The 25,472-nt window shown below is 73.9% G+C and carries 28 protein-coding genes; 7 read left to right on the forward strand and 21 right to left on the reverse strand.

The window, feature by feature from the left end; all coding sequences use genetic code 11:
- Positions 1-3 precede the first annotated feature (3 nt).
- The 3 genes from CRP52_RS07835 to CRP52_RS07845 all read left to right on the forward strand — a co-directional run bounded on the left by CRP52_RS07835 (position 4) and on the right by CRP52_RS07845 (position 1,632).
- Complete coding sequence (locus CRP52_RS07835) at positions 4-552, forward strand: RNA 2'-phosphotransferase (RefSeq protein WP_097239919.1); 549 nt, start codon at positions 4-6, stop codon at positions 550-552.
- A 163-nt stretch (positions 553-715) separates the two neighbouring features.
- Positions 716-1,099 carry a DUF3099 domain-containing protein gene (locus tag CRP52_RS07840; protein WP_097235736.1) on the forward strand — a complete coding sequence of 128 codons (384 nt, stop codon included), beginning with the start codon at positions 716-718 and terminating at the stop codon, positions 1,097-1,099.
- Positions 1,100-1,401: 302 nt separating this feature from the next.
- A complete protein-coding gene (locus CRP52_RS07845; protein ID WP_097235737.1) occupies positions 1,402-1,632 on the forward strand; it encodes a hypothetical protein in 231 nt (76 codons plus the stop codon).
- 69 nt (positions 1,633-1,701) lie between these two features.
- On the opposite strand, the gene moaA is transcribed toward CRP52_RS07845, so the two are convergent.
- From moaA to CRP52_RS07865, 4 genes are all read right to left on the reverse strand, one after another.
- A complete protein-coding gene (gene moaA / locus CRP52_RS07850; protein WP_097235738.1) occupies positions 1,702-2,688 on the reverse strand; it encodes a GTP 3',8-cyclase MoaA in 987 nt (328 codons plus the stop codon).
- A gap of 75 nt (positions 2,689-2,763) precedes the next feature.
- On the reverse strand, positions 2,764-4,383 hold the full coding sequence (locus tag CRP52_RS07855) for a solute symporter family protein (RefSeq protein ID WP_097235739.1): 1,620 nt from the start codon (positions 4,381-4,383) through the stop codon (positions 2,764-2,766).
- Entirely contained in the window at positions 4,380-4,736 is a 357-nt protein-coding gene (locus CRP52_RS07860; RefSeq protein ID WP_097235740.1) for a DUF485 domain-containing protein, read from the reverse strand. Before CRP52_RS07860 ends, CRP52_RS07855 begins: the two co-directional genes overlap by 4 nt.
- 257 nt (positions 4,737-4,993) lie before the next feature.
- On the reverse strand, positions 4,994-6,037 hold the full coding sequence (locus CRP52_RS07865; RefSeq protein WP_097235741.1) for a zinc-dependent alcohol dehydrogenase family protein: 1,044 nt from the start codon (positions 6,035-6,037) through the stop codon (positions 4,994-4,996).
- Positions 6,038-6,164: 127 nt separating this feature from the next.
- Between CRP52_RS07865 and CRP52_RS07870 the strand changes: the two genes are divergently transcribed.
- Positions 6,165-7,160, forward strand: a complete 996-nt coding sequence (locus CRP52_RS07870; RefSeq protein WP_097235742.1) for a DEDDh family exonuclease — start codon at positions 6,165-6,167, stop codon at positions 7,158-7,160.
- Between the two features lie 31 nt (positions 7,161-7,191).
- Entirely contained in the window at positions 7,192-7,992 is an 801-nt protein-coding gene (locus tag CRP52_RS07875; RefSeq protein WP_097235743.1) for an SURF1 family cytochrome oxidase biogenesis protein, read from the forward strand.
- A gap of 20 nt (positions 7,993-8,012) precedes the next feature.
- On the opposite strand, the gene trxA is transcribed toward CRP52_RS07875, so the two are convergent.
- Together trxA and CRP52_RS07885 are read right to left on the reverse strand one after the other, a co-directional pair.
- Positions 8,013-8,345: a thioredoxin gene (trxA, locus tag CRP52_RS07880; protein WP_097235744.1), complete on the reverse strand. Its 333-nt coding sequence runs from the start codon at positions 8,343-8,345 to the stop codon at positions 8,013-8,015.
- Positions 8,346-8,348: 3 nt separating this feature from the next.
- Complete coding sequence (locus CRP52_RS07885) at positions 8,349-8,756, reverse strand: MerR family transcriptional regulator (RefSeq protein ID WP_097235745.1); 408 nt, start codon at positions 8,754-8,756, stop codon at positions 8,349-8,351.
- A 133-nt stretch (positions 8,757-8,889) separates the two neighbouring features.
- Between CRP52_RS07885 and CRP52_RS07890 the strand changes: the two genes are divergently transcribed.
- Complete coding sequence (locus CRP52_RS07890; protein ID WP_097235746.1) at positions 8,890-9,651, forward strand: SDR family oxidoreductase; 762 nt, start codon at positions 8,890-8,892, stop codon at positions 9,649-9,651.
- 8 nt (positions 9,652-9,659) lie between these two features.
- Here the strand turns inward: CRP52_RS07890 and CRP52_RS07895 are convergent, their stop codons facing one another.
- The 9 genes from CRP52_RS07895 to CRP52_RS07935 form a co-directional block, all read right to left on the reverse strand.
- Positions 9,660-10,304 carry an alkaline shock response membrane anchor protein AmaP gene (locus tag CRP52_RS07895; RefSeq protein WP_097235747.1) on the reverse strand — a complete coding sequence of 215 codons (645 nt, stop codon included), beginning with the start codon at positions 10,302-10,304 and terminating at the stop codon, positions 9,660-9,662.
- The gene (locus CRP52_RS40395; protein ID WP_097235748.1) at positions 10,301-10,903 is read right to left on the reverse strand and encodes a DUF6286 domain-containing protein; all 603 of its coding nucleotides are present in this window, start codon (positions 10,901-10,903) and stop codon (positions 10,301-10,303) included. The genes CRP52_RS07895 and CRP52_RS40395 overlap by 4 nt, the downstream gene beginning before the upstream one ends.
- On the reverse strand, positions 10,900-11,247 hold the full coding sequence (locus CRP52_RS07905) for a hypothetical protein (protein ID WP_097235749.1): 348 nt from the start codon (positions 11,245-11,247) through the stop codon (positions 10,900-10,902). The genes CRP52_RS40395 and CRP52_RS07905 overlap by 4 nt, the downstream gene beginning before the upstream one ends.
- Complete coding sequence (locus tag CRP52_RS07910; protein ID WP_097235750.1) at positions 11,247-11,438, reverse strand: hypothetical protein; 192 nt, start codon at positions 11,436-11,438, stop codon at positions 11,247-11,249. Before CRP52_RS07910 ends, CRP52_RS07905 begins: the two co-directional genes overlap by 1 nt.
- A 99-nt stretch (positions 11,439-11,537) precedes the next feature.
- Positions 11,538-12,047, reverse strand: coding sequence for an Asp23/Gls24 family envelope stress response protein (locus tag CRP52_RS07915; protein WP_097235751.1), 510 nt, complete (start codon positions 12,045-12,047; stop codon positions 11,538-11,540).
- 208 nt (positions 12,048-12,255) lie between these two features.
- The gene (locus CRP52_RS07920; protein ID WP_097235752.1) at positions 12,256-13,062 is read right to left on the reverse strand and encodes an enoyl-CoA hydratase/isomerase family protein; all 807 of its coding nucleotides are present in this window, start codon (positions 13,060-13,062) and stop codon (positions 12,256-12,258) included.
- A gap of 263 nt (positions 13,063-13,325) precedes the next feature.
- A complete protein-coding gene (locus CRP52_RS07925; RefSeq protein WP_030059940.1) occupies positions 13,326-13,559 on the reverse strand; it encodes a helix-turn-helix domain-containing protein in 234 nt (77 codons plus the stop codon).
- 327 nt (positions 13,560-13,886) lie between these two features.
- On the reverse strand, positions 13,887-15,485 hold the full coding sequence (locus CRP52_RS07930) for an ABC-F family ATP-binding cassette domain-containing protein (protein ID WP_097235753.1): 1,599 nt from the start codon (positions 15,483-15,485) through the stop codon (positions 13,887-13,889).
- A 213-nt stretch (positions 15,486-15,698) separates the two neighbouring features.
- Positions 15,699-16,721: a hypothetical protein gene (locus CRP52_RS07935; RefSeq protein ID WP_097235754.1), complete on the reverse strand. Its 1,023-nt coding sequence runs from the start codon at positions 16,719-16,721 to the stop codon at positions 15,699-15,701.
- 368 nt (positions 16,722-17,089) lie between these two features.
- Here CRP52_RS07935 and CRP52_RS07940 point away from each other — a divergent pair, with 368 nt between their 5' ends.
- Positions 17,090-18,295, forward strand: coding sequence for a glycoside hydrolase family 26 protein (locus CRP52_RS07940; RefSeq protein ID WP_107474890.1), 1,206 nt, complete (start codon positions 17,090-17,092; stop codon positions 18,293-18,295).
- A gap of 4 nt (positions 18,296-18,299) precedes the next feature.
- Here CRP52_RS07940 and CRP52_RS07945 read toward each other — a convergent pair whose 3' ends face one another.
- From CRP52_RS07945 to CRP52_RS07970, 6 genes are read right to left on the reverse strand one after another with little or no spacing between them, the layout of a single operon-like run.
- Positions 18,300-19,460: a GNAT family N-acetyltransferase gene (locus CRP52_RS07945; protein ID WP_097235755.1), complete on the reverse strand. Its 1,161-nt coding sequence runs from the start codon at positions 19,458-19,460 to the stop codon at positions 18,300-18,302.
- The gene (locus CRP52_RS36905; RefSeq protein ID WP_101948162.1) at positions 19,457-20,218 is read right to left on the reverse strand and encodes a Wzz/FepE/Etk N-terminal domain-containing protein; all 762 of its coding nucleotides are present in this window, start codon (positions 20,216-20,218) and stop codon (positions 19,457-19,459) included. The genes CRP52_RS07945 and CRP52_RS36905 overlap by 4 nt, the downstream gene beginning before the upstream one ends.
- Before the next feature lie 49 nt (positions 20,219-20,267).
- A complete protein-coding gene (locus CRP52_RS07955) occupies positions 20,268-21,383 on the reverse strand; it encodes a glycosyltransferase (protein WP_097235756.1) in 1,116 nt (371 codons plus the stop codon).
- The gene (locus CRP52_RS07960) at positions 21,380-22,351 is read right to left on the reverse strand and encodes a polysaccharide deacetylase family protein (RefSeq protein ID WP_097235757.1); all 972 of its coding nucleotides are present in this window, start codon (positions 22,349-22,351) and stop codon (positions 21,380-21,382) included. Before CRP52_RS07960 ends, CRP52_RS07955 begins: the two co-directional genes overlap by 4 nt.
- The gene (locus CRP52_RS07965; protein WP_101948164.1) at positions 22,341-24,110 is read right to left on the reverse strand and encodes a lipid II flippase MurJ; all 1,770 of its coding nucleotides are present in this window, start codon (positions 24,108-24,110) and stop codon (positions 22,341-22,343) included. Before CRP52_RS07965 ends, CRP52_RS07960 begins: the two co-directional genes overlap by 11 nt.
- Entirely contained in the window at positions 24,107-25,468 is a 1,362-nt protein-coding gene (locus CRP52_RS07970; protein WP_097235759.1) for an O-antigen ligase family protein, read from the reverse strand. The genes CRP52_RS07965 and CRP52_RS07970 overlap by 4 nt, the downstream gene beginning before the upstream one ends.
- Positions 25,469-25,472 lie beyond the last annotated feature (4 nt).

Below are 25,472 nucleotides of genomic sequence, written 5' to 3' on the forward strand. Positions count from 1 at the left end.
ATGATGGACGAGAAACGGCTGGTCAAGACGAGCAAGATGCTCTCGCGCATCCTGCGGCACGACCCGGACCGGGTGGGCGTCACGCTGGACGAGGCCGGCTGGGTCCGGATCGACGCGCTGCTCACCGCGCTCGCGGCGAAGGGCAACCGGCTGACCAAGGCCGAGCTGGACCACGTCGTGGCCACCAACAACAAGCGCCGCTTCGGCTACTCGCCGGACGGTCTCTCGATCCGTGCGAACCAGGGCCACACGGTGGCGGTCGACCTCGGTCTGGCCGCCGCCGTACCGCCCCACGTGCTCTACCACGGCACCGCCGACCGGCACCTGGCGGCGATCTTCCGCGAGGGCCTGCGCCCGATGGCCCGCCAGGACGTCCACCTCTCGGCGGACACCGAGACGGCCACCAGGGTCGGCGCCCGGCACGGCCGCCCGGTGGTGCTGACCGTCAACGCGGCCGCGATGACGGCGGCCGGCCACGAGTTCCGGCTCAGCGAGAACGGCGTCTGGCTCACCGACGCCGTGCCCCCGCAGTACCTCTCCCGGCGCTCCTGACGCCGATCTCCCCGAAGGGCCTGTCCGCTCCGCCGGACAGGCCCTTCGCGCACCCGACCGGGTGCGTCCGCCCCACCCGGTCTCGTCGCCGCGACCACCCCGGCGTACCGTGAGGAGGCCGCGCGGCACGGCGCGCGGGGGTGTGACGAGGGCGGTAGGACACATGGGCAAGAGCGCCGGCGACGGCCAGGTCTTCCGGATCACGGGAGCGCGCAGCAGCCTCAGCGAGGACGTCCGGGGGCGCCAGCGCCGCTACGTCATCTCGATGCTGCTCCGTACGGTCTGCGTGCTGCTCGCGGTGGTGCTGTGGGACGTCCAGCGGTGGCTGGCGTTCGGGGCGCTGGCGGGCGCCGTGCTGCTGCCGTACTTCGCGGTGCTGATCGCCAACGCGGGCCGGGAGCGGGCACCGGGCCTGCCGAGCACCTTCGACATCCCGCTGGACACCCCGCTGATGCTGGGCCCCGGCGGTAAGGGTGGGGCTGGTGCGGCAGGCGGTACAGGAGAGGCAAAGGCCGCTGCCACCGATCCTTCACAGGACGTGAACTGACCGTCCTTTTCACCCCGCTTCACCCCCGTACGGCTCCGGGAAAGCTCAAAAGAAGCTCAGATTAATCATGCAAGACCTCCCCAACCGAGGGTCCTGGCGTGACATACTGCGTACGCGCTCCGCATCCCCCGTCGGAGCGACGGACCGACGCCGGGCGGCTCCCCCCGTGGCTGCCCGGCGTCGCCATGCCCGGACCCGGAGGCCTCGGCCGGACGCCTCCGGCGCAGGCTTCGAGCGGGCCCTTCGAACGCGCGTGACAGACTGGCGGTGCCGACCTTCCCGCCTACCGTTGAGGACGCCCGATGGACACCCCGCAGCCGCCGATCTGCTCCGCCAAGGGCTGCCGGGCGGACGCCGGCTGGGTACTGGTGTGGAACAACCCCAAGTTGCACACCCCGGACCGCCGCAAGACCTGGCTCGCCTGCGACGAGCACCGCGAGCACCTGTCCCAGTTCCTCGGCGTGCGCGGCTTCCTCAAGGAGGTCGTCGCCTTCGCCGACTGGACCCCGGAAGCCCCCGGGGCGTCGGCCTAGCCCCCGAAGGCCCGTCCCAGTCGGGCCCGTCCCAGCCGCCGAAGGGCCGCCCCGCCGCCGAAGGCCGTCCTAGCCGCCGATCGCCGACATCGGCCGCTCGGGCTGCAGGAACTCCGGGTCGTCGATCCCGGCCCCGGCCTTCTTGCCCCACATCGCCGCCCGCCACAGCGCGGCCAGCTCGGCGTCGTCCGCGCCCGAGCGCAGCGCGCTGCGCAGGTCGGTCTCCCCGGTGGCGAACAGGCAGTTGCGCACCTGCCCGTCGGCGGTCAGCCGGGTTCGGTCGCAGGCCCGGCAGAACGGCCGGGTGACGGAGGCGATCACGCCCACCCGGCCCGGTCCGCCGTCCACCAGCCAGCGCTCGGCGGGCGCCGCGCCCCGGGCGGCCGGCTCCGGGGTGAGCGTGAAGCGGGCGCGGAGCAGGTCGAGGATCTCCGTCGCGGTGACCATCGAGGAGCGGTCCCAGCCGTGCTGGGCGTCCAGCGGCATCTGCTCGATGAAGCGCAGCTCGTAGCCCCGCTCCAGGCACCAGGCCAGCAGGTCGGCCGCCTCGTGGTCGTTGACCCCGCGCATCAGCACCGCGTTCAGCTTCACCGGTGCCAGCCCGGCGGCCTCGGCTGCGGCCAGCCCGTCCAGCACGTCCTGGTGCCGGTGGCGGCGGGTGAGGGTGTGGAACACCTCGGGGTCGAGGGTGTCCAGCGAGACGTTGACCCGGTCGAGCCCGGCCTCGCGCAGCGCCGTGGCGGTGCGGGCCAGTCCGATGCCGTTGGTGGTCAGCGAGAGTTCGGGGCGCGGCTCCAGCTCCGAGCAGGCGGCCACCACGGCGACCAGCCCGGGGCGCAGCAGCGGTTCGCCGCCGGTGAAGCGGACCTCGCGGACTCCCAGGTCGCGCACGGCGACCGTGACCAGCCGGACGATCTCCTCGTCGGTGAGCAGGTCGGGCTTGGCCAGCCACTGCAGGCCCTCCTCCGGCATGCAGTAGGTGCAGCGCAGGTTGCACCGGTCCGTGAGGGAGACCCGCAGGTCGACGGCCTGGCGTCCGAAGGTGTCGAGCAGCACGTGCGTCCTTCCCGAGATGCGGCCGGCCCGGCCACCGTCACGGCGGGCCGGGCCAGCATAGTCATCGCGGGACGATCAATGAGCACCCAGTCCGGTCAGCGAGCGGACCTCCAGTTCAGCGTACTTCTCCGGGTCGGGGCGTTCGGCGGACAGCAGGGTGCCGAGCCAGCCGGCCAGGAACCCGATCGGGATGGAGACCAGGCCGGGGTTCTCCAGCGGGAACCAGTGGAAGTCGACGCCCTGGAAGAAGGAGTTCTTGGCCCCGGACAGCACCGGGGAGAACACCACCAGCACCACCGAGGAGATCAGCCCGGCGTAGACGGAGCTGACCGCGCCGACGGTGGTGAAGCGCTTCCAGAACAGCGAGTAGAGCAGGGTGGGCAGGTTCGCCGAGGCGGCCACCGCGAAGGCCAGCGCCACCAGGGCCGCGGTGCTGAGCTTGCCCGCGTAGAGGCTGAGCACGATGGCGACCGCGCCGATCGCCACCGCGGCCCACTTCGCCGAGCGCACCTCTTCCTTCTCGCTCGCCTTCCCGCGCCGGATCACGTTGGCGTACAGGTCATGGGCGAAGGAGGCCGAGGAGGCGAGGGTGAGCCCGGCCACCACGGCGAGGATGGTGGCGAAGGCGACCGCCGAGATCACCGCGAGCATGATCGCCCCGCCGGTGCTGCCGGCCCCGCCGCCGAGTTGCTCCGCGAGGAGCGGCGCCGCGGTGTTCCCGGACGGCGTCTTGCCCTCGACGGCGACCATGCCGCTGCGGCCGACCAGCGCCGCCGCGCCGAAGCCGAGCGCCAGGGTCATCAGGTAGAAGACGCCGATGATGCCGATCGCCCAGAGCACGGACTTCCGGGCCGTCTTGGCGGTGGGGACGGTGTAGAAGCGGACCAGGATGTGCGGCAGGCCGGCGGTGCCGAGCACCAGGGCGATCCCGAGGCTGATGAAGTCGAGCTTGGAGGTGCCGGTGGCCCCGTACTTCAGCCCTGGTTCGAGGAAGGCCGAGCCCTTGCCGCTCGCGGAGGCGGCCGCGCCGAGCAGTTCCGAGGGGTTGAAGTGGTACTTGGCGAGCACCAGGACGGTCATCAGCGCGGCGCCGGCGATCAGCAGCACCGCCTTGACGATCTGCACCCAGGTGGTGCCCTTCATGCCCCCTATCACCACGTAGATGATCATCAGCGCGCCCACCGCGAGGATCGTCCAGCGCTTGGCGGCGTCCCCGGTGACGCCCAGCAACAGGGCCACCAGCGCCCCGGCGCCGACCATCTGGGCGAGCAGGTAGAAGATCGACACCACGATGGTGGAGATGCCCGCCGCGGTGCGCACGGGGCGCTGGCGCATCCGGAACGCGAGGACGTCCGCCATGGTGAACCGGCCGGAGTTGCGCAGCGGCTCGGCGATCAGCAGCAGCGCGACCAGCCAGGCGACCAGGAAGCCGATCGAGTACAGGAAGCCGTCGTAGCCGTTGAGCGCGATCAGCCCGGCGATACCGAGGAAGGAGGCGGCGGACATGTAGTCGCCGGAGATGGCCAGGCCGTTCTGGAAGCCGGTGAAGCCGCGGCCCCCGGCGTAGAAGTCGGCGGCGCTGCGGTTCTGCCGCCCGGCCCAGACGGTGATGACCAGGGTGGCCACCACGAAGACGCCGAACAGGGTCATCGTCAGGGCGCGGTGCTCGGTGGCGGAGCTGGCGATCAATGTCATTCGGCAGACTCCCGGGGGGCGTGGACGACGGCGCCGTGCGCCTCGCGGATCGCGGTGGCGGCCGGGTCGATCCGCCGGTCCGCGTAGCGGGCGTACCAGGCGGCGATGGCGAAGGTGGTGGCGAACTGCAGCAGTCCGAGCACCAGCGCCAGGTTGACGTGCCCGACGACCTTGGTGCGCATCAGGCCGGGGGCGTAGCACGAGAGCAGGACGTAGAGCAGGTACCAGAGCACGAAGCCGATGGTGACCGGGAACGCGAAGCTCCGGAACGAGCGCCGAAGGGTCCGGAACTCCTCACTGTCATCGATGAGTTGGACTTCCGTAGGGGCAGTGGTGATCGGCGGCGAATCCACTCTGTCTCCTCACTCATTCGGCGTAGGTCACACGAGGGGAACGAGCGGACGTGAGGGGCGTCACATTCCTCCTGTGCGCCGCGCAATGCTAGGAGCGTCACGCCCGCCCCGGAAGGGGTTGACGGCGATCAGCCGGACGTTCACCCCCTCGTACCACCCGATTGGCCGAAAACCATCACTCCGGACGCGTCGGAAGTCCCCCGCCCCATGCAGGAGGGGCGGCACCGAGCAACGGTGCCGCCCCTCTTGACGAAGCGTCAGAACGCGATCCGGACCTTCAGGGCCGAGCGGTCGTGCATCGCCCGGTAGCCGTCCGGCACGCCGTCCAGGTCGACCGTGCGGTCGAAGACCAGGCCCGGCTCGATGGCCCCCGAGAGCACGTCCGGCAGCAGCTCGGGGATGTACGCGCGGGCCGGTGCCACGCCACCGTTCAGTGAAACGTTTCGGCCGAACATCTGGCCGATGTCCACGCCCGCGCTGCCGCCGTGCGGCACCCCGACGTACCCGACCGCGCCGCCGTCCCGGGTGATCGAGACGGCCGTCCGCATCGACTCCTCGGTGCCCACCGCCTCCAGCACCGCGTGCGCGCCCTGGCCGCCGGTCAGCTCCTTGACCGCCTCGATCGCGGCCTCCCCGCGCTCGGCCACCACGTCCGTCGCGCCGAAGCGCCGGGCCAGCTCGGTACGGGCGGTGTGCCGCCCCATCGCGATGATCCGGCCCGCGCCCAGCCGGTGCGCCGCCAGCACGCCGCACAGGCCCACCGCACCGTCGCCGACCACCGCCACCGTCGCACCGGGCCGCACCCCCGCCGAGACCGCCGCGTGGTGCCCGGTCGACATCACGTCGGACAGCGCCAGCAGCCCGGGCAGCAGCTTCTCGTCGCCCGCCGCCTCCTTGGGCAGCTTCACCAGCGTCCCGTCCGCGAACGGCACCCGCACCGCCTCGCCCTGGCCGCCGTCCGAGCCGACCTGCCCCCAGAAGCCGCCGTGCGGGCAGGAGGTCTGCAGGCCTTCGCGACAGAAATCACACGTCCCGTCCGACCAGACGAACGGCGCCACCACCAGGTCGCCCTTGGCGAAGCCGCGCACCTCGGCGCCGACCTCCTCGACCACGCCCAGGAACTCGTGCCCGATCCGCTGCCCCGCCACCCGCTGCGCCACTCCGCGGTAGGCCCACAGGTCGCTGCCGCAGATGCAGGCGTTCACCACCCGGAGCACCACGTCCGTCGGTTGCTGGATCACCGGGTCCGGTACCTCTTCGATCCGGATGTCGTTGGGGCCGTGGATCACGGTGGCACGCATGCGCTGTTCCTTCGCTGAAAACGAACTCGACCAGGTGTACGACACCCCCTCCGACCACTCTATTCCGGGCGCCCGGTCGGAACATTCCGGCCGAGCCCCTCCCGCCCGCCCCTTATCCTGTTGGACCATGCAACCGATCCAGCCCGAGACGTACGGCGCGCAGCGGACCGCCCCGGTCCCCGCCCAGCGCTCCGCCGCCCCCACCGAGGGCTTCGCGGTGGTCGACGTCGAGACCACCGGTCTCGGCCGCTCGGACCGCGTCATCTCGGCGGGCGTCTACCAGCTGGACCCGGACGGCGAGGTCACCGACCACTGGTACACCCTGGTCAACCCCCAGCGGGACCCGGGCCCGGTCTGGATCCACGGCCTCACCGCCGAACTGCTCGCCACCGCCCCGACCTTCCCGCAGATCGCCGACGCCTTCGCCGACCGGCTGCGCGGCCGGGTCCTGGTCGCGCACAACGCGCTCTTCGACTGGAACATGATCTCCCGCGAGTTCTCCCGGGCCGGCCTGCACGCCCCGGTCGAGCAGCGGCTGTGCACCATGGTCCTCTCCCGCGACCTGCGCCTGCCGCTGCCCAACGGCAAGCTGTCCTCGCTCGCCGCGCACTTCGGCGTCCAGCAGCGCCACGCCCACAACGCCCTGGACGACGCCCGGGTGCTCGCCGAGGCCTTCCGCCCCAGCCTGCACCTCGCCCGCTCCGGCGGGGTCGCCCTGCCGCTGCAGAACTGCGTCGCCGTCACCGACCTCGGCGAGGACGAGCCCGCCGCCCCGAACCGCGCCTCCTGGACCGGCGCCGCCTACCGCCAGGCCAAGAAGCGCCCGCCCTGCCCGTACCCCAACCCGGGGCGCTGGGAGGACGGCAAGCCGCTCGTCCAGGGCATGCGGGTGGCCTTCACCGGCGACACCTCCACCGACCGCGAGCTCCTGGAGGACCGTGCCGCCGAGGCCGGCCTGCACATCGCCACCTCGGTGAGCCGCCTCACCAGCCTGCTGGTCACCAACGAACCGGACAGCTGGAGCGGCAAGGCCCGCAAGGCCCGCGAGGTCGGGACCCCCGTGGTCACCGAGGACGCGTTCCTCCAGCTGCTGCGCGAGGTCGCCCCGCACCCCGGTGCGTGAGCCGGTTGTGAGGTCGGCGTACGGTTCCCATGTGTACCGATTTCTGCTGACCCGCCAGTGGCTGATCACCATGCTGATCGCGCTGCTGCTGATCCCCGCGACGATCAGGCTGGGCTTCTGGCAGCTGCACCGCCACGAGGCGCGGGTGGCCCGGAACGAGCTGATCGGCAAGGCCCTCACCGACCCGCCCGTCCCGTACGACAGCCTGTCGCCGGCCCCGGGCTTCGCGGTCCCCAAGGACCTCACCTGGCGCGCGGTGACGGCCACCGGGCAGTACGACCCGGCACACGAGTTCGTGGTCCGCAAGCGGACCGACTCCAGCGGGGACACGATCGGCTACTTCGTCGTGACCCCGCTGAAGCTCTCCGACGGCAAGGGCACCGTCCTGGTCAACCGCGGTTGGGTCGCCTCCGGCGCCACCGCCACCGAGTACCCGCCCGTCCCGGCCGCCCCCGCCGGCGAGGTCACCCTCACCGGCCGCCTGCGCGCCGAGGAGACGTACGGCGCCAGCGGCATCAAGGACCGCGCCGGCCTGCCGGACCGCCAGTTCAACCTGATCAACACCGACCAGCAGGCCAAGGAGACCGGCGCCACCCTCCTCGGCGGCTACCTCGAACTGGCCGCCACCACCCCGGCCCCGGCCGACCAGCCCCAGCTGATTCCCGAGCCCAACCACTCCGACATCGGCCCGCACATGGCCTACGCCATCCAGTGGTGGCTGTTCACCGCGATGATCCCGGTCGGCGTCTGGATCCTCGCCCGCCGCGAGGCCAAGGACCGCGCCCGGCAGGCCGGCGAACCCGAGACGGTCACCGAACCCGTGCCGGCCTGACGTCCCGTCCGGAACAGGTCCTAGAGCACGTCGTCCAGCTCCCGCAGCAGCCGCGCCTTCGCCCGCGCCCCCACCACGGACCGCACCGGCTCGCCGTCCCGGAACACCACCAGCGTCGGCATCGACAGCACCCCGTACGCCGCCTGCGTCCGCGGGTTGCGGTCCACGTCCAGGCTCACCACCCGCAGCCGGTGCGCCTCCTCCCGCGCGATGTCCGCCAGCACCGGCGCCATCATCCGGCACGGCGGGCACCAGTCCGCCGTGAAGTCCACCAGCACCGGCCCGTCCGCCGCCAGCACCTCCGCGGCGAACGTCTCGTCCGTCACCGCCGGCACACCCGCGATCTCCACCATCGCCTACTCCCTCGTCAGTTCACACCGTGGCGGCTGCTCGGAGGCCGCGAGTTCGTCCCGTGCCCGCACCGCCCGCTCGTACTGCCCGGCCACCCGCGCCCGGGCGTCCCGGAGCCGCGCGATGCAGTCGTCCAGCTCCGCGAGCTTGCGCTCGTACACCTCCAGCGAGGCCTGGCACGAGTCCCCCTCGGGGTGCCCGGCCCGCAGGCACTCCACGAACGGCCGGGTCTCCTCCAGCTCGAACCCGACGTCCTGGAGCATCCGGATCTCCCGCAGCAACCGCAGGTCCGCCTCGTCGTACGCCCGGTACCCGTTGCCCGCCCGCCGGGCCGGCAGCAGCCCCAGCTGCTCGTAGTACCGCAACGCCCGCGTGGTCGTCCCCGCCCGCTCCGCCAACTCCCCGATCCGCATGCCGGACCACTCCTCCCGTACAGCCGCTGTCGACGGTAAACCTTCCCCCCGACGTCAACGCCAGCCCCAACCAGGGCCTGTCCGGCACCCACCCCCGGTCGGCGCCGCCGCCCCACCCGGCAAGATGTCCCCCATGGATCTCGGACTGAAAGACAAGGCCTACATCGTCACCGGCGCCACCCGCGGCCTCGGCCTCGCCGCCGCCCGCGAGCTCGCCGCCGACGGCGCCCGCGTCCTCGTCAGCGGCCGCACCCAGGCCGCCGTGGACGCCGCCGTCGCAGGACTCGACACCCTCGGCACCGCCCGGGGCCTGGTCGCCGACAACGCCGACCCCGCCACCCCCGAGCGCCTCGTCGCCGAGGCCCGGAGCCGGTTCGGCCGTCTCGACGGCATCCTGATCAGCGTCGGCGGCCCGCAGGCCGGCCCGGTCGAAACCACCCCCGAGGAGGCCTGGCGCGACGCCTTCGAGTCCGTCTTCCTCGGCGCCCTCCGTCTCGCCCGCACCACCGCCGCCGCGCTCTCCGACGGCGGGGTGATCGGCTTCGTGCTCTCCAGCTCGGTCCGCCAGCCGATCCCCGGCCTGGGCATCTCCAACGGTCTGCGGCCCGGCCTGGCGATGGCCGCCAAGGCGCTCGCCGACGAGCTCGGCCCCCGCGGCATCCGGGTGGTCGGCCTGCTCCCGGCCCGGATCGACACCGACCGGGTCCGCGAACTCGACTCGCTCGCCGCCGACCCGGCGGCCGCCCGCGCCCAGGCCAGCGCCGGCATCCCGCTCGGCCGCTACGGCACCCCCGAGGAGTTCGGCAAGGTCGCGGCCTTCCTGCTCTCCCCCGCCGCCTCCTACCTGACCGGCGTCATGATCCCCGTCGACGGCGGCGCGCTCCGCACCCTCTGACCGCCGGGTCACATCACCCTCGACGGCCTCCGCCGCCGCGGCCACCGGTGCCGCGGCTCGGCGGGGGCCGCCTGCAACACCCGGATCCGCAGGTCGGCGGGCAGCTCCGGGAGCCGCAGACTGCCGAGCGCATCGGCCCGGGGCCCGTCCTCGAAGTGCTCCACCAGCGCCGCCGGATCCCCGCCCGGCGTCAACCGCACCGCACCGCGAAGGCGGGGGTGCCCCGGTGCCCGCACCAGCCGCACTCCCGCCCGCTCCACCTCCGGCAGCACCGCCGTCCCGGTCTCCAGCGCCTCCTCCAACGCCCGCGCACCGACCCGCAGTCGCAACCCGCTCACCCCCGGCGTCGGCACCGCGACGCTCGACAGCCCGGTCCGCCGCAGCTGCGCCACCAGCCACCAGGCCATGCCGGCCACCAGGACGGCCAGCCCGCCGATCACCGTCGGCCACCACCACCCGGAGGACACCCACCGCCCCCGCGACCGCGCACTCACCACCGGCTGTTCCGGCGAGGACAGCGGCCACCGCGCGGGCGGGTGCAGGCCCACCCGCCGGTAAAGGTCCAGCCCGCCCAGCAGGACCAGCGCCCCGACTCCCAGCAGCACCGCCCCCACCACCCCCAGCAGCACCCGGTTGACGACTGCCCGCCTCACTCCGCCACCTCCGTGCTCTCCTGCGCACCGACGGCGGCCCGGCCACCGGCCGTCCGCACATCCAGCCGCAGCGGCCGCGCCAGCCCCACCCTCTCCAGCTCGTCCCGCAGCTGCCGCTCCACCGGCGCCGGATCCGCCGGCCCGACCAGCGACACCCGGACCCGCCGCCGCCCGACCCGGATCCGCAGATGTTCGATCCCGTCCAGCCCCGCCGCCCGGTCCACCAGCAGGTGCCCGATCCCGGCCCGCTCGATGGCCGCGGTGGTCCCGCCGTACGGCCGCAGCACCAGCCACCGCCGCAGCCCCGGCGCGATCGCCAGCCACAGCAGCCACCCACCGAGCAGCGTCACCACCCCGGCCCCCACCAGCACCCACAGGTCGTCGAGGTGCCGCGTCGCCAGCTCGTCCGCGATCTGCGCCCGCCACCTGCGGGCCGGCTGCCCGGCCCGGACCGCGACCACGTCGTACAGCAGCGCCCCCGCGACCACCAGCACCCCCGTCGCCACCAGCGCTGCGGCCGCCGTCCGCGGCGCCCGCAACCTCCCGGCCCGCTCCGCCTTCTCGGCGGCGTCCGAGACCTCGGAGACCTCCGTGCTCACGACGCTCCCCCCGTCACCAGCTTCTCGACCACGATCACCACGTCCGACACCCTCGTCCCGGTCAGCCCCACCACCCGCGCCGCGATCCGCGCCCGCACCTCCCCGGCCAGCCCCGCGACATCGGACGGGAACGGCAGCTCCAGCGCCACCCGCACCGTCACCGTGCTGCCCGGCACGGCCACCGTGACGTGCGGCGGCGCCCCCTTCGCCCGCCCGGCGGGCCAGGCCTCGGCCAGCACCTCCCGGACGGCCCGGGCGGCGATCCCGGCGTAGACGCGGTCGGCGACCCGCAGCCGCCCCCGGCGCCCCGGGGCAGGGACGGTCGCGGGAACGGGGGCCGCCATCAGCGGCGCCGGTCGCGGCCGCGGAGCAGGTCCCCGAGCTCGCTCAGCTCGATGTCGCCTTCCAGCAGACGCCCGACCACGAAGCCGACCAGTCCGAGCGCGGCCACCAGCAGGAACGCCGCGAACCCCCCGAAGTACCCGGCGAAGCCGAGGGCCATGCCCACCACCAGGCCGACGATGGCCAGGTTCATCCGCTACTCCCTCGTTCCGCGCCGCCTCGTTCCGCGCTGCCTCGTTGCGCGCTGCCTCGTTGCGCGCCGCCTCGTGCCGTCTCCGCCCGGGCGGGCGCCCTACTTGAGCTTGGGCCGCTGCCCCGGTGCCGACACCGACTCCTCTTCCTCCTCGAACTCCGGTTCGTCCGGGAGGTGGACGTCGTTGACCGCGATGTTGACCTCGACGACTTCCAGGCCGGTCATCCGCTCGACCGCGTTGATGATGTTCTCCCGTACCTGGCGGGCGAGTTCGGGAATGACCACGCCGTACTCGACGACCAGGGCGATGTCGATCGCGGTCTGCTTCTCGCCGACGTCGGCCTTGATGCCCCGCCCGACACTGGGCTTTCCGCCGGGCACCCGGTCCCGCATCGCGCCGAAGGTCCGGGCGAGCCCGGAGCCCAGCGCGTGGATCCCGGGGACCTCCCGGGCGGCCATCCCGGCGATCTTCTCCACCACGCCGACGGCCAGCGCCGTACGACCGCGATCCGCGACCGGCTTCGCGCCGCCGGAACCCGGCGGCGGTCCGGGGTTCGGGGTGCCGCCGGCGTTCTTGTGCAGGGTCGCGGGCGTCGGAGTGTCAGGCATGGGCGAGTCTCCCGTCGTACGGCTCCAGCTATATCGCAAACCTCCCCAACTCTGGCATTTCGCCACGTTCCTCGCCCGCCGAGCGGCGCCCGCCCGGCTCCCTCGGAGTGCCCGGGAAACGCGGAAGGCCCGGCCCCGGGGGTGTCCCCCGAGGCTGGGCCTCTGCTCGGCGACGAGCGGTCGGAGACGACCGGTCGGCGACGGAAGGTCAGTCGCCGATCCCGGCCAGCTCCCGCAGCCGACGGGCCTGGGCCGCCCGTTCGGCTGAACGCTGCTCTTCGAAGGAGCGCCCGGCGGCCCCCTGCAGCAGGGCCTTGGTCTCGATCACCGCTCCGCGCGGAGCGGCCAGCAGGGCCCCCGCGAGGTCACGGGCGGCGGCGTCCAGCTCCGCGCCCGGCACGGCCAGGTTGGCCAGCCCGATCGCCGCGGCCTCCTCGGCGCCGACCCAGCGACCGGTGGCGCAGATCTCCAGCGCCCGGGCGTAGCCGACGAGTTCGGTGAGCGGCTTGGTGCCGGCCAGGTCAGGGACGAGACCGAGCGAGGTCTCCTTCATCGCGAACTGCACGTCCTCGGCGACGACCCGCAGGTCGCAGCCGAGCGCCAGCTGGAAGCCCGCACCGACGGCGTGGCCCTGGACGACGGCGATGGAGATCAGGTCCGGGCGGCGCCACCAGGTGAAGGCCTCCTGGTAGGAGGCGATGGTGTCGTCCAGCTCCTTGTCGCCCTCGGCCGCGAGCTGGAGGAAGGTGGGCTCGCCCGGGATGCCTTCGGCGGTGAACATGGCCCGGTCGAGCCCGGCCGAGAAGGAGACGCCCTCCGCGCGGAGCAGGACCACCCGGACGCTGCCGGGCAGCTCGCGGCCGGCGGCGGTGAGGGCACGCCAGAGCGCGGGCGACTGGGCGTTGCGCCGCTTGGGCTGACAGAGGGTGACGACGGCGAGTTCGCCTTCGATCTCCAGGCGGACGCCGTCCCGCTCCCAGCTCGGGGCCTGCGGTTCGGTGGCGGGGGCGGTCATGCGGGGACCTCCGGTGGCGAGGGACGTGGCTACCGGAGAGTAACAAACCTGGGCGCGCGAGGGCAGGGGCCCGGCCCGGAAAGATCGACGGGGGCCTTCGGGCGCCGCCGGAGAAAGGAGGGCGGGGTCGGCGGACACCCCGGACATGACGATCGGCGGCCGGTTCACACGACCCGAGGGCGGACGCCCAGCTGACCGTCCAGCTGTCGTCTCCTCGGTCGGCGTCCTGCCGCCGCGTCATCCAGCCAATGACTGACGAACCGTCAGGAACCGGCCCCGGCAGTCGCTTTGTTCTTGCCCCGCGTGGCACCGCCGCGGCCCCGGAGGATCACTCCGGACTCGCTCAGCATCCGGTGCACGAAGCCGTACGAACGACCGGTCTCCTCCGCGAGAGCGCGAATGCTCGCCCCGGAGTCGTACTTCTTCTTGAGATCGGCCGCGAGCTTCTCACGCGCGGCACCGGTCACCCGGCTGCCCTTTTTCAGAGTCTCGGCCACCCGTGCCTCCTCGTAGCGTTGCTCGGTCAGATTCCCATGATCACCCATCCACCGCGTCCTGGCCACCCATTCGACAAGGTCGATGTCGGAAATGCGTGGTCCGTCGGTGGTGATCCGAGCGCACCAGGGCGCTCACGCAGAGTGCACGCCCCCGGGCGGGTGCCGCCGTTCGCCGAGAAAGAGCTGATCAGCAGCGTCGGCCCGACCACGATCGAGTGGCGGGCCGACAGGAAGTCCTTAAACGGAATCCGGGTCTACTTCATTCCCGGACACGCCGTAAGGACTAGATTTTCTGGTCCGAAAAGCGGATGCCGTGTCTACTTCCGGTCAGGCCAAGGAGACCAGGTCGGCGTAGGCCGGGCTCCACAGGTCCTCCACGCCGTCCGGCAGCAGGATGATCCGCTCCGGCTGGAGCGCGTCGACCGCGCCCTCGTCGTGGGTGACCAGCACGACCGCGCCGGAGAACTCGCGCAGCGCGCCCAGGATCTCCTCGCGGCTGGCCGGGTCGAGGTTGTTGGTGGGCTCGTCGAGCAGCAGCACGTTGGCCGAGGAGACCACCAGGGTGGCCAGCGCCAGACGGGTCTTCTCACCGCCGGAGAGCACCCCGGCCGGCTTGTCGACGTCGTCGCCGGAGAACAGGAAGGAGCCGAGGATCTTGCGGATCTGCACCAGGTCGGTGTCCGGCGCCGAGGAGCGCATGTTCTCCAGCACCGAGCGCTCCGGGTCCAGCGTCTCGTGCTCCTGGGCGTAGTAGCCGATCTTCAGGCCGTGGCCCGGGATCACCTCGCCGGTGTCGGGCTGCTCCACCCCGGCCAGCATCCGCAGCAGGGTGGTCTTGCCGGCGCCGTTGAGGCCGAGGATGACGACCCGCGAGCCGCGGTCGATGGCCAGGCCGACGTCGGTGAAGATCTCCAGCGAGCCGTAGGACTTGGAGAGCCCGCTGGCCGTGAGCGGGGTCTTGCCGCAGGGGGCCGGGTCCGGGAAGCGCAGCTTGGCGACCTTGTCGCTCTGGCGCACCTGCTCCAGCCCGGTGAGCAGCTTCTCGGCGCGGCGGGCCATGTTCTGCGCGGCCACCGTCTTGGTCGCCTTGGCGCGCATCTTGTCGGCCTGCGCGTTGAGGGTCGCGGCCTTCTTCTCGGCGTTGGCGCGCTCGCGCTTGCGGCGCTTCTCGTCGTCCTCGCGCTGCTGCTGGTACTGCTTCCAGCCCATGTTGTAGACGTCGATGGCGGAGCGGTTGGCGTCCAGGTAGAAGACCTTGTTGACGACCGTCTCGACCAGGTCGACGTCGTGCGAGATGACGATGAAGCCGCCCTTGTACGTCTTCAGGAAGTCCCGCAGCCAGGCGATGGAGTCCGCGTCCAGGTGGTTGGTGGGCTCGTCGAGGAGCAGCACGTCGGAGTCCGAGAAGAGGATCCGGGCGAGCTCGACGCGACGGCGCTGACCACCGGAGAGGGTGTGCAGCGGCTGGCCGAGGATGCGGTCCGGCAGGCCCAGCGCGGCGGCGATGGTGGCGGCCTCGGCCTCGGCGGCGTACCCGCCCTTGGTGAGGAACTCGGTCTCCAGCCGGGCGTACTTCTTCATCGCGTTGTCCCGGGTGGCGCCCTGACCGTTCGCCATCCGGTCCTCGTTCTCGCGCATCTTCCTCAGCACGGTGTCGAGGCCGCGGGCGGACAGGATGCGGTCCTTGGCGAGGACGTCCAGGTCGCCGGTGCGCGGGTCCTGCGGGAGGTAGCCGACCTCGCCAGAACGGGTGATGGTCCCGGCGGCGGGCAGGCCCTCGCCGGCCAGCACCTTGGTGAGCGTGGTCTTGCCGGCGCCGTTGCGCCCGACCAGGCCGATCCGGTCACCGGCGGCGACCTTGAAGCTCGCGGACTCGATCAGGATCCGGGCACCGGCGCGCAGCTCTACGGCGTTGGCGGAAATCATGGCTGGGAACTACTCCTGGGACGTGGGCGGGCGGCCGGACGGAGGGCCCGGGGCCGGGCGAGCGGAAAGGGGCTTCATCGGCGGTCGGCGCGACGGGCAGGGCGCCGCCGCCCGCTATTGCCCGGAGAAGATAGCCATGGCGGCAAGTCTACCGGGCCGTCCGGAACACCCCTTTGGGGGACGGCCGACCGGGGGTGCCCGCGAGGCGGCCGGTCACTGCTGCTGCGCGTCCGGCTGGTCCCCCGTGGGGGCCGTCGGGGCGTCCGACCCGGCCGGGGCCACCGGAGCGACCGGAGCCGGCGGGGCGTCCACGGTCGGGGTCACCGCCGGGTCCGCGCAGCCGCCCTGCGGACGGACCGCGGCGAACGGCGCGTCCAGGCTGCCGCAGGGCGTCTCGGGCGCGGCCGCCCTGGTGTCGAACACCCGGGGCGGGACGATCGGGCCGTCGGTGATCTCCACCCGGCTGCGGTCCAGCACCTTGACCGTCGCGGTCGGGCCGGTGCTCGTCGCCCAGCCGTTGCTGTCCAGCCGGTAGCCGGTGATGCCGCCGGAGACGGCCTGCCCGCTGCTGTTGCTGCAGGTGCGCGGGATGAGCACCGCGTAGTCGGTGTGCACGGCGCGCAGCGGGTCGTAGACGCAGCCGTTGGACGGCTTGTCGTTGTAGCGCAGGTCGCCGTCGGCGTCGCGCAGGCCCATGGTCAGGTTGGGCGTCACCAGGGCCAGCCAGGGCGAGCCGTCCCGCTGGACGGTGTGCAGCGCGGCCGCGGCCCGTTGCTTGGCGAGCTGCTTGCGCTGGACGTCGGTCCGCTTGTCGGCGCCGGGCTCGCCGTCGCCGCGCAGCCAGTCCGCCAGGCCGGGCACCGCGCGGTGCCAGCGCACCTCGTGGTCGCCGGGGCGCACCGAGGTGACCAGGCCGTCGTCCCAGACCACGATCGCGTTGTCCCCGGCCATCGCCAGGTAGAGCGCCTCGGCGCCCTCGCGCCGGTACGACCAGGCCTGCTCGCCGGTCTGCTTGTGGAAGGCCTCCAGGCCCGGGCCCACCCGCAGGTCCAGGTCGGCCGCGCTGAGCGACTCCGAGTTCACCGGCGTGGCCTCCGCGCCCGGCCCGGCCACCCGGTCGCCGAACGGCACCGGCTTGTTCGCGTGTGCCGCCGCTCCGGCCGCAAGGACCAGCATCACCGCCAGGGCAGGCAGGATCGAGCGGGGGGTCAGTACACGCAGCGGCTTCCGGGACACGGCCGGAGCGTACCTTTCGGCGGGCACGCGAGTCAGCTCGGTTCACTCCCCCGCCCGGCTCCGCGGTCGGCGGCCCGGGCCCGTCCGACCCGCCCGTTCGTCCGCCCGCCCACCTGCGTCGTCGGCGCCCGGGCCGCTTCGCGGGGCGCGCCGGAGCGGCCCGCGCGGGCCCGGCCGGACCGTTACAGAGCTGATACATGGCGGTGCAGCGGCCGCCGATGCGGCAGACGGCGTTCGAATACCGCCCACTTTAGGGTGACATTCGGCTTTTTCGTCCCCCGGCGGACCTACTCTCGGCGACCGGGGCGCCACGGTCCGTCCACGCCGAGACCGGGCGCCCCACCCCCGCGACGTCCGGAGGAGAGACCATGCGAATCGGCCGTCTGACGCTGGCCGCCGCCGCCCTGCTGCTGATGGCCACCGCCAGCGTCCCGGCCGGGACGCCGTTCAGCCAGACCGAACGGCACAGCCTCTCCTCGGACGCCTTCGAACCCCGAGGCGCCGCTCCCCGCCCACCGGTGCAGCGGCCCCGGCACGAGCCGCCCTTCGGCGCCTTCGTCGGCTCCTGGGACAACTACATCCCGCAGATCGGCCGGTACGCGCAGTGGCTGGGCAACGCGAACCTGCAGGTCGGCCACACCTACCTGGCGGGCAACGGCTGGGCCGACGTCGAGGGCGAGCCGGTGGTCCTCGGCATGTGGTCCCAGTGGCGGCTGGCGGACCCCTCCCGGCTGCTCGTGCTCGGCGTGCCGATGCTGGTGCCCAACGAGGCGAACGTGCCCGACGGCGAGGTGGCCAAGCTGCTCGCCCAGGGCGCGCGCGGCGACTTCGACGGGCACTTCCTCAAGCTCGCCCGGCGGCTGGTCGCGCTGGGCGGCGCGGACACCGTACTGACCCTCGGCTGGGAGATGAACGGCACTACCTACACCCACCGCTGCAAGCCCGACCCCTCCGCCTGGAAGTCGTACTGGCGGCGGATCGTCGGCGTGATGCGCTCGGTGCCCGGGCAGCGCTTCCGCTTCGACTTCGCCCCCAACCGAGGCCTGGACGCGATCCCCTGGACCAAGTGCTACCCCGGCGACGACGTGGTCGACATCATCGGCATGGACAGCTACGACCAGCCCGCCGGGGGCACCTTCGACGACTACGTCCGCGAGCCGTACGGCCTGCAGGACCAGGTGGAGTTCGCCGCCAAGCGCGGCAAGCAGGTCTCGTACCCGGAGTGGGGGCTGTTCCGCAACGGCGACAACCCCGAGTTCGTGCAGCGGATGGTCGAGTGGATGCGCACCCACGACACCGCCTACCAGACCGTGACCGACTACTGCCCGCACGGCTTCTTCCAGTGCTCCCGCAACCCGCGCTCGGCGGCGCGGTTCAAGCAGCTGATGTCCGGCTCGAAGGGGGCGCCGACGGCGGTGCCGACCGCGCCCCCGGCCCCCACCGCCCCGGCGGTGCCCACCGCGCCCGCCAGCCCGAGCCTCCCCGCCCGGCCGAGCCCGTCGCCGGCCACGCCGAGCCCGACCGCGAGCCCGGTGACGACCTCGACGCCGACCTCGACGCCGGCGCGGCGGTGAGCGGTCAGCCGCGGCGGCAGGCCAGCAGCGCCTCCTTGAGCCGCGGGAAGCGGGTGCGCAGCTGGTGCGCCGCCTGCTGCCGCACCCGCACCGCCCCGGCCCGGACGGCCGCCACCGGCGCCGCCCCCGCCGGGCCGAGCAGCAACCGCTGATTGGGCAGCCGGTCCGGCCGCCAGCGCTGCTTGTACGGTTCCTGGCCGCGCAGCAGCCCGAGCACCGGGATGCCCGCGCCGACCGTCTCCTCCAGCGCCGCGCCGAACAGCAGCCCGGCGATGTCCAGCCGCTCGCGCAGCACCGGATGCGCGCCGTACAGGTACAGCCCGCCGAAGGACGGGCAGAGCAGCAGCAGGTTCACCGCGACCAGCTCCCCGTCCAGGTGGAACTGGTGGACGGCGGCCTTGCCGGCGGCTACCAGCCCCGTGGTGGACTCGGTCAGGTGCCGGGCGAAGCGCTCGGTGCGGTGCTCGGGGGTGACGCCGCGCTCCTGCCACTGCAGGTAGTGCAGCCGCAGCAGCCCTTCCAGCGCCTCCGCCACCTCGGCCGGCGGCGTCGAGCGGACCTGGATCCCGGCCTCGGCGATCTTGCGCAGCTTCACTCGGCTGCGCTGGGCGGTCTTGCCGGGCAACCGCTTGAGCAGCCGCTCCATCGGGACGGCGGGCAGGTACTGGCAGAGCGAGTCCTGGAAGCGGCGGCGACTGCCCCGCCAGTGCTCGTACACCCGCTGCACCGCGGCCTCGGGGTGCACCTCGCGCAGCTCCAGCGAGTGCCAGGGGCGGTTCAGCGGGAGCGCGGCGGCGAATTCGGCGGCGGCCCGGTCGGCGCAGTCGTCGTCGAGCAGCACGTCGGAGTAGTCGACCAGCCCGGCGCCGAGGCCGGTCAGACCGCCGAGCGGGCCGCCGCGGCGCATGAAGGCGCCCGCGCCGACCAGCCGGCCGTCCCGGCGCACCAGCACCACGAGCAGGGCACCAGGGCGGCCGTACTGACGCCACCAGGAGCGCTGCCAGGCGGCGGCCTGGAAGAAGGTGGCCGTCCGGCAGCGGGCGGCCAGGGCGTCCCACTCCTCGGCGAGGCTGTCCAGGGCGTCGTCCTCGTGGCGCAGCTCGGTGGTCCAGGAGGGCGCCGCGGCCTGGGCCGGCAGTCCCGCGCCGCGGGTCTCGGTGCTCATCGTCCGCTCCGGGCCACGGCCTTCTCCTTGACCGGCGCCGCGACCGCCGTGCCCTTGGCGTCGGCTTTGGCGTCGGCCTCGGCCTCGGCCGGCTGCTCTTCGCTGCGCGGGCGCGGCGTCACGGGAGCCTCGGTCGGCTCCGCAACGGCGTCCGCGCTCCCGGTGCCCTCGACGGCCTCGGCGGCCTCCGGCGCCCCGGCCCCGCCCCGCCGACGGGTCATCATCACCAGCGCGCCGAGCAGCAGCCCGGCCGCGCCGCCGACCGCGACGTCCAGCTTCCCGGAGGGCGTGGTCGGCTTGTCCGGCGCGGCGGCCGGGGCCAGCGTCACCAGCCGGACGTTGGTGTCCCTGCTGCTGGTGTTGGCGAAGGCGACGAGCGAGTCGGCCACCGCGTCGGCGGTCCGGGCGGCCTCCTGTCCGCTCGTCCCGGTGCCGGTGATCTCGATCATCGGAGCGTCCGGGGAGGTCGTCCCGTGCACCAGGGACTCCAGCTCCGCCCGGGTGTGGCCGGTCTCGCCGGCCGCCACCGCGAGCACCTGCGGCTGGCCCGCCAACCGTCCGTACGCCTGGGCGAAGTTGGTCGCGGTCGCGGCCTCGCCCGGGTTCTGCGGGACCACCAGGACGTAGGCGCTGGCGGCGTACGAGGGGTGCGAGACGACGGCGTACCCGGCGCCGGCCGCGGCGCCCAGCGGCACCGCGAGCGCCACCGGCCACCAGCGGCGGGCCAGGCGGCGAGCGGTTCGGCGCGGTGTGGTCATGGCTGTGGCTCCTTGGGGATGGGACGGCGGTTCCGGCGGTGGCGGGCGGTCAGACGCGGGCCAGCCGGTCGTAGAGGGCGCCCAGGTCGGCGGCGACCCGGGCGATGTCGTAGTGGCCGACGGCCGGGGGGTGCGGCAGCGGGTCGGCGATGTGCTCGCTCAGGTGCCGCAGGTCGCGCAGCGCAGCGGCGTAGGCGGCGGGCTCGGAGGGGATGCGGCGGGCCTGCGGGGCGGCGCTGGGCGGCAGTTCGTCGAGCGCCGGGCAGGCGCTGTGCCGCACCGGCAGCCCGGCCGCCAGGCCCTCCAGGACCCCGAGGCCGAAGGTCTCCGCGGTGGAAGGCGCGGCCAGCACGTCCAGCGCGGTCAGCAACTCCGGTACGTCGTCGCGCTCGCCGGTGAGCAACAGCCGCTCCCGGACACCGAGCTCGTCGGCCCGGCGCTCCAATGCGGTGCGCGCCGGGCCCTCGCCGACCAGCACCAGCCGGGTCGCCGGGTCGAGCTCGGCCAGCGCCTCGACCAGCACCTCGAAGCGCTTGCCGGGGACCAGCCGGCCGACCCCGCCGACCACCCAACTCCCCTGCGGCAGGCCGAGTTCGGCCCGCAGCCGACGGCGCGCGGCGGCCCGCTCGACCGGCGGGAGGCGGTAGCGGCCGGTGTCGATGCCGTTGGGGATCAGCTCGATCCGGGCCGACGGGACGCCCCAGGAGCGCAGCGTCTGGGCGACCTGGCGGGAGACCGCGACGGTGGTGCTGCCGAGCCGTTCGGCCGCCAGGTAGAGGCCCTTGACGCCCCGGGTGACCGGACGGCCCTCGATCACCCCGGCGTGCAGCGAGTGCTCGGTGGAGACCACCGCGCGCACCCCGGCCAGCCGCGCGGCCAGCCGGCCGTACAGCTGGGCCCGGTAGAGGTGGGTGTGCACCAGGTCGTAACGGCCGACCCGGACCAGCCGGACCAGCCGGGGCAGGGCGCCGAGGTCCCGGTTGCCGCGCATGTCGAGGTGGTGGACGGTCACGCCCTCGGCGCGCAGGGCCGCGGCGACCGTGCCGGGGTTGGTCAGGGCCAGCACCTCGCACTGCTGGTGCGCGGGCAAGTTCCGGATCAGCAACTGGAGTTGGCGCTCCGCGCCGCCGGAGGCGAGCCCGGTGACGATGTGCAGCACCTTCATGACCGGCGCTCCGTCTTCGCCCGCTCGCCTCCACGACGCTCGGACCCGCTGCCGACATTCCCCTTCGGCTTCGGCTCGGGGCGGTCCGTCTTCGCCCGCTCGCCTCCACCACGCTCGCCCGCGCCTCGGGCGGTGCGAGCGCGGCGCAGTTCGGTGACGGCGTCGCGAAGCCGGAGCCGGCCCTTCTTGGCGCGCAGCCGCCAGGCGCCGTCGCGGTCGCCGACGTAGCAGCGGGGCAAGGCGAAGCGGCCGGTGAGCGGGGAGTGCGCGATGGCGCAGGCGTAGTCGTAGCCGGCGTCCCGGATGGCCTGGGTGGCGGGCAGGTCGACGGCGCCGTACGGGTAGCAGAAGCCGGTGACCGGGCCGCCGACGACCTCCTCCAGCAGGCGCCGGCTCTCCCGGGCCTGCACCGCCAGGGCTTCGGCCGGCAGGCCGGGCAGCGCCTGGTGGCCGAGGCCGTGCGAGCCGATCTCCCAGCCGGCGGCGGCGAGTTCGGTGACCTCCTGGACGGTGAGCAGCTTCTTGCGCGGGCCCTCGGCGTCCCAGTCGTTGTCCCGCCCGAGCAGATCGGCGACCACGTACGCGGTGGCGGTGAAGCCGTACGCCTGGAGGATCGGCACGGCGTACCGGGCGAAGTCGGCGTAGCCGTCGTCGAAGGTGAGGCCGACCAGCCGGTCGTCCCGGCCGAGCGCGCGAGCCCGCATCAGCTCGCGGACGGAGACGCCGCGCCGGCCGCTCCGGTGCAGCCAGGCGATCTGCTCGGCGAACCGCTCGGGGCTGACGGTGAGCCGGTACGGGTCCTCCTTCTCGACCGCCACCGAGTGGTACATCAGGATCCACGGCGAGGCGGAGCCCGGGTTCGGCGGTTCGCCGACCGGGTGACGGCTCCTGGGCAGTCGTGCCCGGTACGGCGGGACGCTGCCGACGCCCTTCCGGGCCGAACGGACGGTTCCCCGTTCATTGTCCATCGGGACGCTTCCCTTCTTCGGCGACGGTTGGCGCGGCGGCGGTGGGCCCGGCGCCGGCCGGCGGAGTCCGGACCGGCCCCACGGCCCGGGCGGCGGCGAGGACCGGACCGCGCACCTCGCGGGCTCCGAGGCCGGTGCCGAGCGCGGCGAAGGCCAGCGCCACGGTGAGGCCCCCGAGGAGGGTCGAGAGCAGCGGGTCGGCGGCCAGTCCGGCGGCCGCGGTGCCGAGCACGGTGGCCCCGGCGGCGGCGGCCACCAGCCGGCCGTGGCCGCCGAGCACCCGGCGCAGCCGCAGCGGGATGCCGCGCAGCACCAGGCCGCGCAGCAGCAGCGCGGCGGTGGTGGTGATGCCGGCGGCGTTGCCGGCGGCGAGCCCCAGGGCGCCGAAGCGGGACGTGGCGAGCAGGCCGGTGGCGACGGTGACGCCGAGGCCGAGCACCATGGCCGCGGCCGGGTACCAGTCCAGCAGTCTGCGCCCGCCGTCCTCGGTGGCCGGGTCGTCGGCTCGGCGGACCACCGGGCGCAGCGAGAAGTACGGGCGGATCATCACGCCGATCAGTGCCTGGGCGGGCAGGCCGAAGCTGTACACCCGGATGACGTCGGCGGTGGCAGCGGTGTCGTGCGGACCGAAGGCGCCGCGCTCGAACAGCAGCGAGACCACGGAGGGCGCGCAGGCCATCAGGAAGGCGGTGCCGAGCAGGACGACGGCCGCCGCCTGGCCGAGGTCCTTCTCCACCCGGTCGCGGGCGGCGGTGAGGTCCCCGGCGGCGAGCGCCCGGGCGACCAGCGGGAAGGTGACGGTGCAGATCAGGATGCCTGCCGTCATGGCGAGTTGGGAGACCTTGGCGGCGTAGTTGAGGTGCGAGATGGTGCCGGGCGGCAGCGCCGAGCCGAGGTAGCGCTCGACGAAGACCTGCGACTGGCGGGTCAGGGTGAAGGCGCCCACCGGCAGCAGGGCCAGCGGCATCAGCACCAGCGCCTGCCGGGAGCGGCGGCCGCGCCCGGCGCCGGACGGGCCCCGGCGCAGCCCGCGCAGGAACGGGCCGACCAGCAGACCGGCCATCAGCAGGCTGCCCGCCGCGACGCCGAGGGCGGCGGAGCTCACGCCGAGTGCGGCGTGGAAGCCGAGCAGGACGGCGAGGATGCCGAGGTTGTAGACGACGTAGATGCCGGCCGGGGCGGTGAAGCGGTGGTGGGCGCGCAGCGCGGCGGCCAGGTAGCCGGCCACGCCGAAGGGCAGCACGGTGATCGCGGTGATCCGGGTGCAGGTGACGGCCAGGCCCGGGTCGGGCAGGCCGGGGGCGAGTAGGTCGACCAGCTGCGGGGCGCCGACGGCGGCGGCCAGGGCGAGGGCGCTGAGTGCGATCAGCAGCCAGGGCATGGTGGCGCGGACCAGCTGGCGGACCGGGTCGGGCGCGTCCGGGTCCTCCTCGCGCAGCACCAGGGCGAGGGCGAAGGCGGGCACCATGAGGAAGGACATGGCGTCCTCGATCAGCAGTGGTGCGGCCGTCTCGGGGACGGTCCAGGCGACCAGGAAGGCGTCGGTGCCCTGGTTGGCCCCGAAGTAGCGGGCCAGCAGGAGGTCGCGCAGCAGGCCGAGGCCGGAGCCGGCGGCGCTGAGCACGGCGGTGATGCCGAAGGCCTTGGCGAGGAAGCCGCGCCGGGGCGGCGGGTCCGCACCCGGGGCCGGCTGCACGGCGGGGGCGCTGCGCGGGGCCGGGAGGGCGGGGGCCAGGGCGGCCGGCTGGTCGGTGTTCACGGCGTCATCGCCCCCTCGCCTCCGGGGCGCTCGGTCCCGCGGCCCCCGGGTCCCGGCTCCCCGGCGGCGGCGCGGGCGGCAAGGCCGAGGACGACGGAGGTCAGCACGGTGGTGGTGCCGCCGATGTCGGCGTACAGGAAATCGACCAGTACCCAGGTGAGCAGGGCGAGCGCCGCGAGGCCGGGGCCGCGGGAGCGGCGCAGGCAGCCGATCAGGAGGACGAGGAAGAGCGCAGCGTACGCGACGATGCCGATCAGGCCCTGCTCGCTGAGGACCAGGAAGTACATGTTGTGCGGGGAGAGCAGCGGTTCGCGCTGGAAGCCGATGGTGGCGTCGGCGGCGTCGCTGCCGGAGGACAGCCGCAGCGGGGCGTGGCTGTCGCGCAGCTGCTGGAAGGCCTTGGGGCCGGCGCCGTGCACCGGGTGGTCCTGCCAGATCCGCCCGGCGGTGGCCCACAGGTCGTAGCGGTCGGAGACGGACTGGTCGGGGGCGGCGGAGACGGAGCCGATCGAGCTGAGCCGCTGGGTGACGCCGGAGCCGCCGAGGCCGAGGCCGCCGACCAGGACGACCGCGGCGGCCAGGCCGAGGACGGCGCTGCGGACGGCGAGCCGGGCGTCGGCGCGCAGCAGCAGCACGGTGGCGGCAAGAGCGGTGGCGATCCAGCTGCCGCGGCTGAAGGAGACGGCGAGCGGGAAGGCGAGGAAGGCCGCGGCGGCGAACATCGCCCGCCGCAGCAGCCGCACGTTGCCGTCCGGCTCGCGGGCCCCCAGCGCGAGCGCGAGGGCGGCGAGCAGCCCGTAGCTGACCACCGTGGACATCGCCATGATGTCGAGCGCGCCGAAGGTGCCGACGGCGCGGATCGGCTGGCCGGTGTAGGAGGCGCCGGTGCGGGTGAGGTACTGGTTCGCGCCGACCACGCCCTGGATCAGTGCGGCGAGCACGAAGGAGCCGAGGACCAGGCGCTGGTCGGTGCGGTCGCGCAGCGCGCAGAGCACCCCGGCGGGCACCAGGACGAAGACCTGGGTCAGCCGGACGAAGCCGGTGACGCTGGTGGCCGGGTCGATCGAGCCGACGGTGGCGACGGCGGCGGCAACCACGATCCCGCCGAACAGCAGGCAGGTGGTCCGGTCGACGGCGGGCAGCCGCCCGCGCAGCAGGTTCAGCGCGGTGAGGGCGACGAGGGCCAGCGAGGCGAGGTCGGCGGCGGTGATGTGGACGGCCGCGGCGACGTCCTTCTCCCCGGTGGGCACGCAGACCAGCAGGACGGTGGCCGCGGCCAGCAGGCTGGGCCGGTCCGCGAGGGCGGGCAGGGCGCGCCGTAAGGAGGGACGGGGAAGGGCCGTGAGGGTCAGGGCCACGCGG

Source organism: Streptomyces sp. 1331.2, from assembly GCF_900199205.1.
In the GTDB taxonomy this organism is placed as follows: Bacteria; Actinomycetota; Actinomycetes; order Streptomycetales; family Streptomycetaceae; genus Kitasatospora.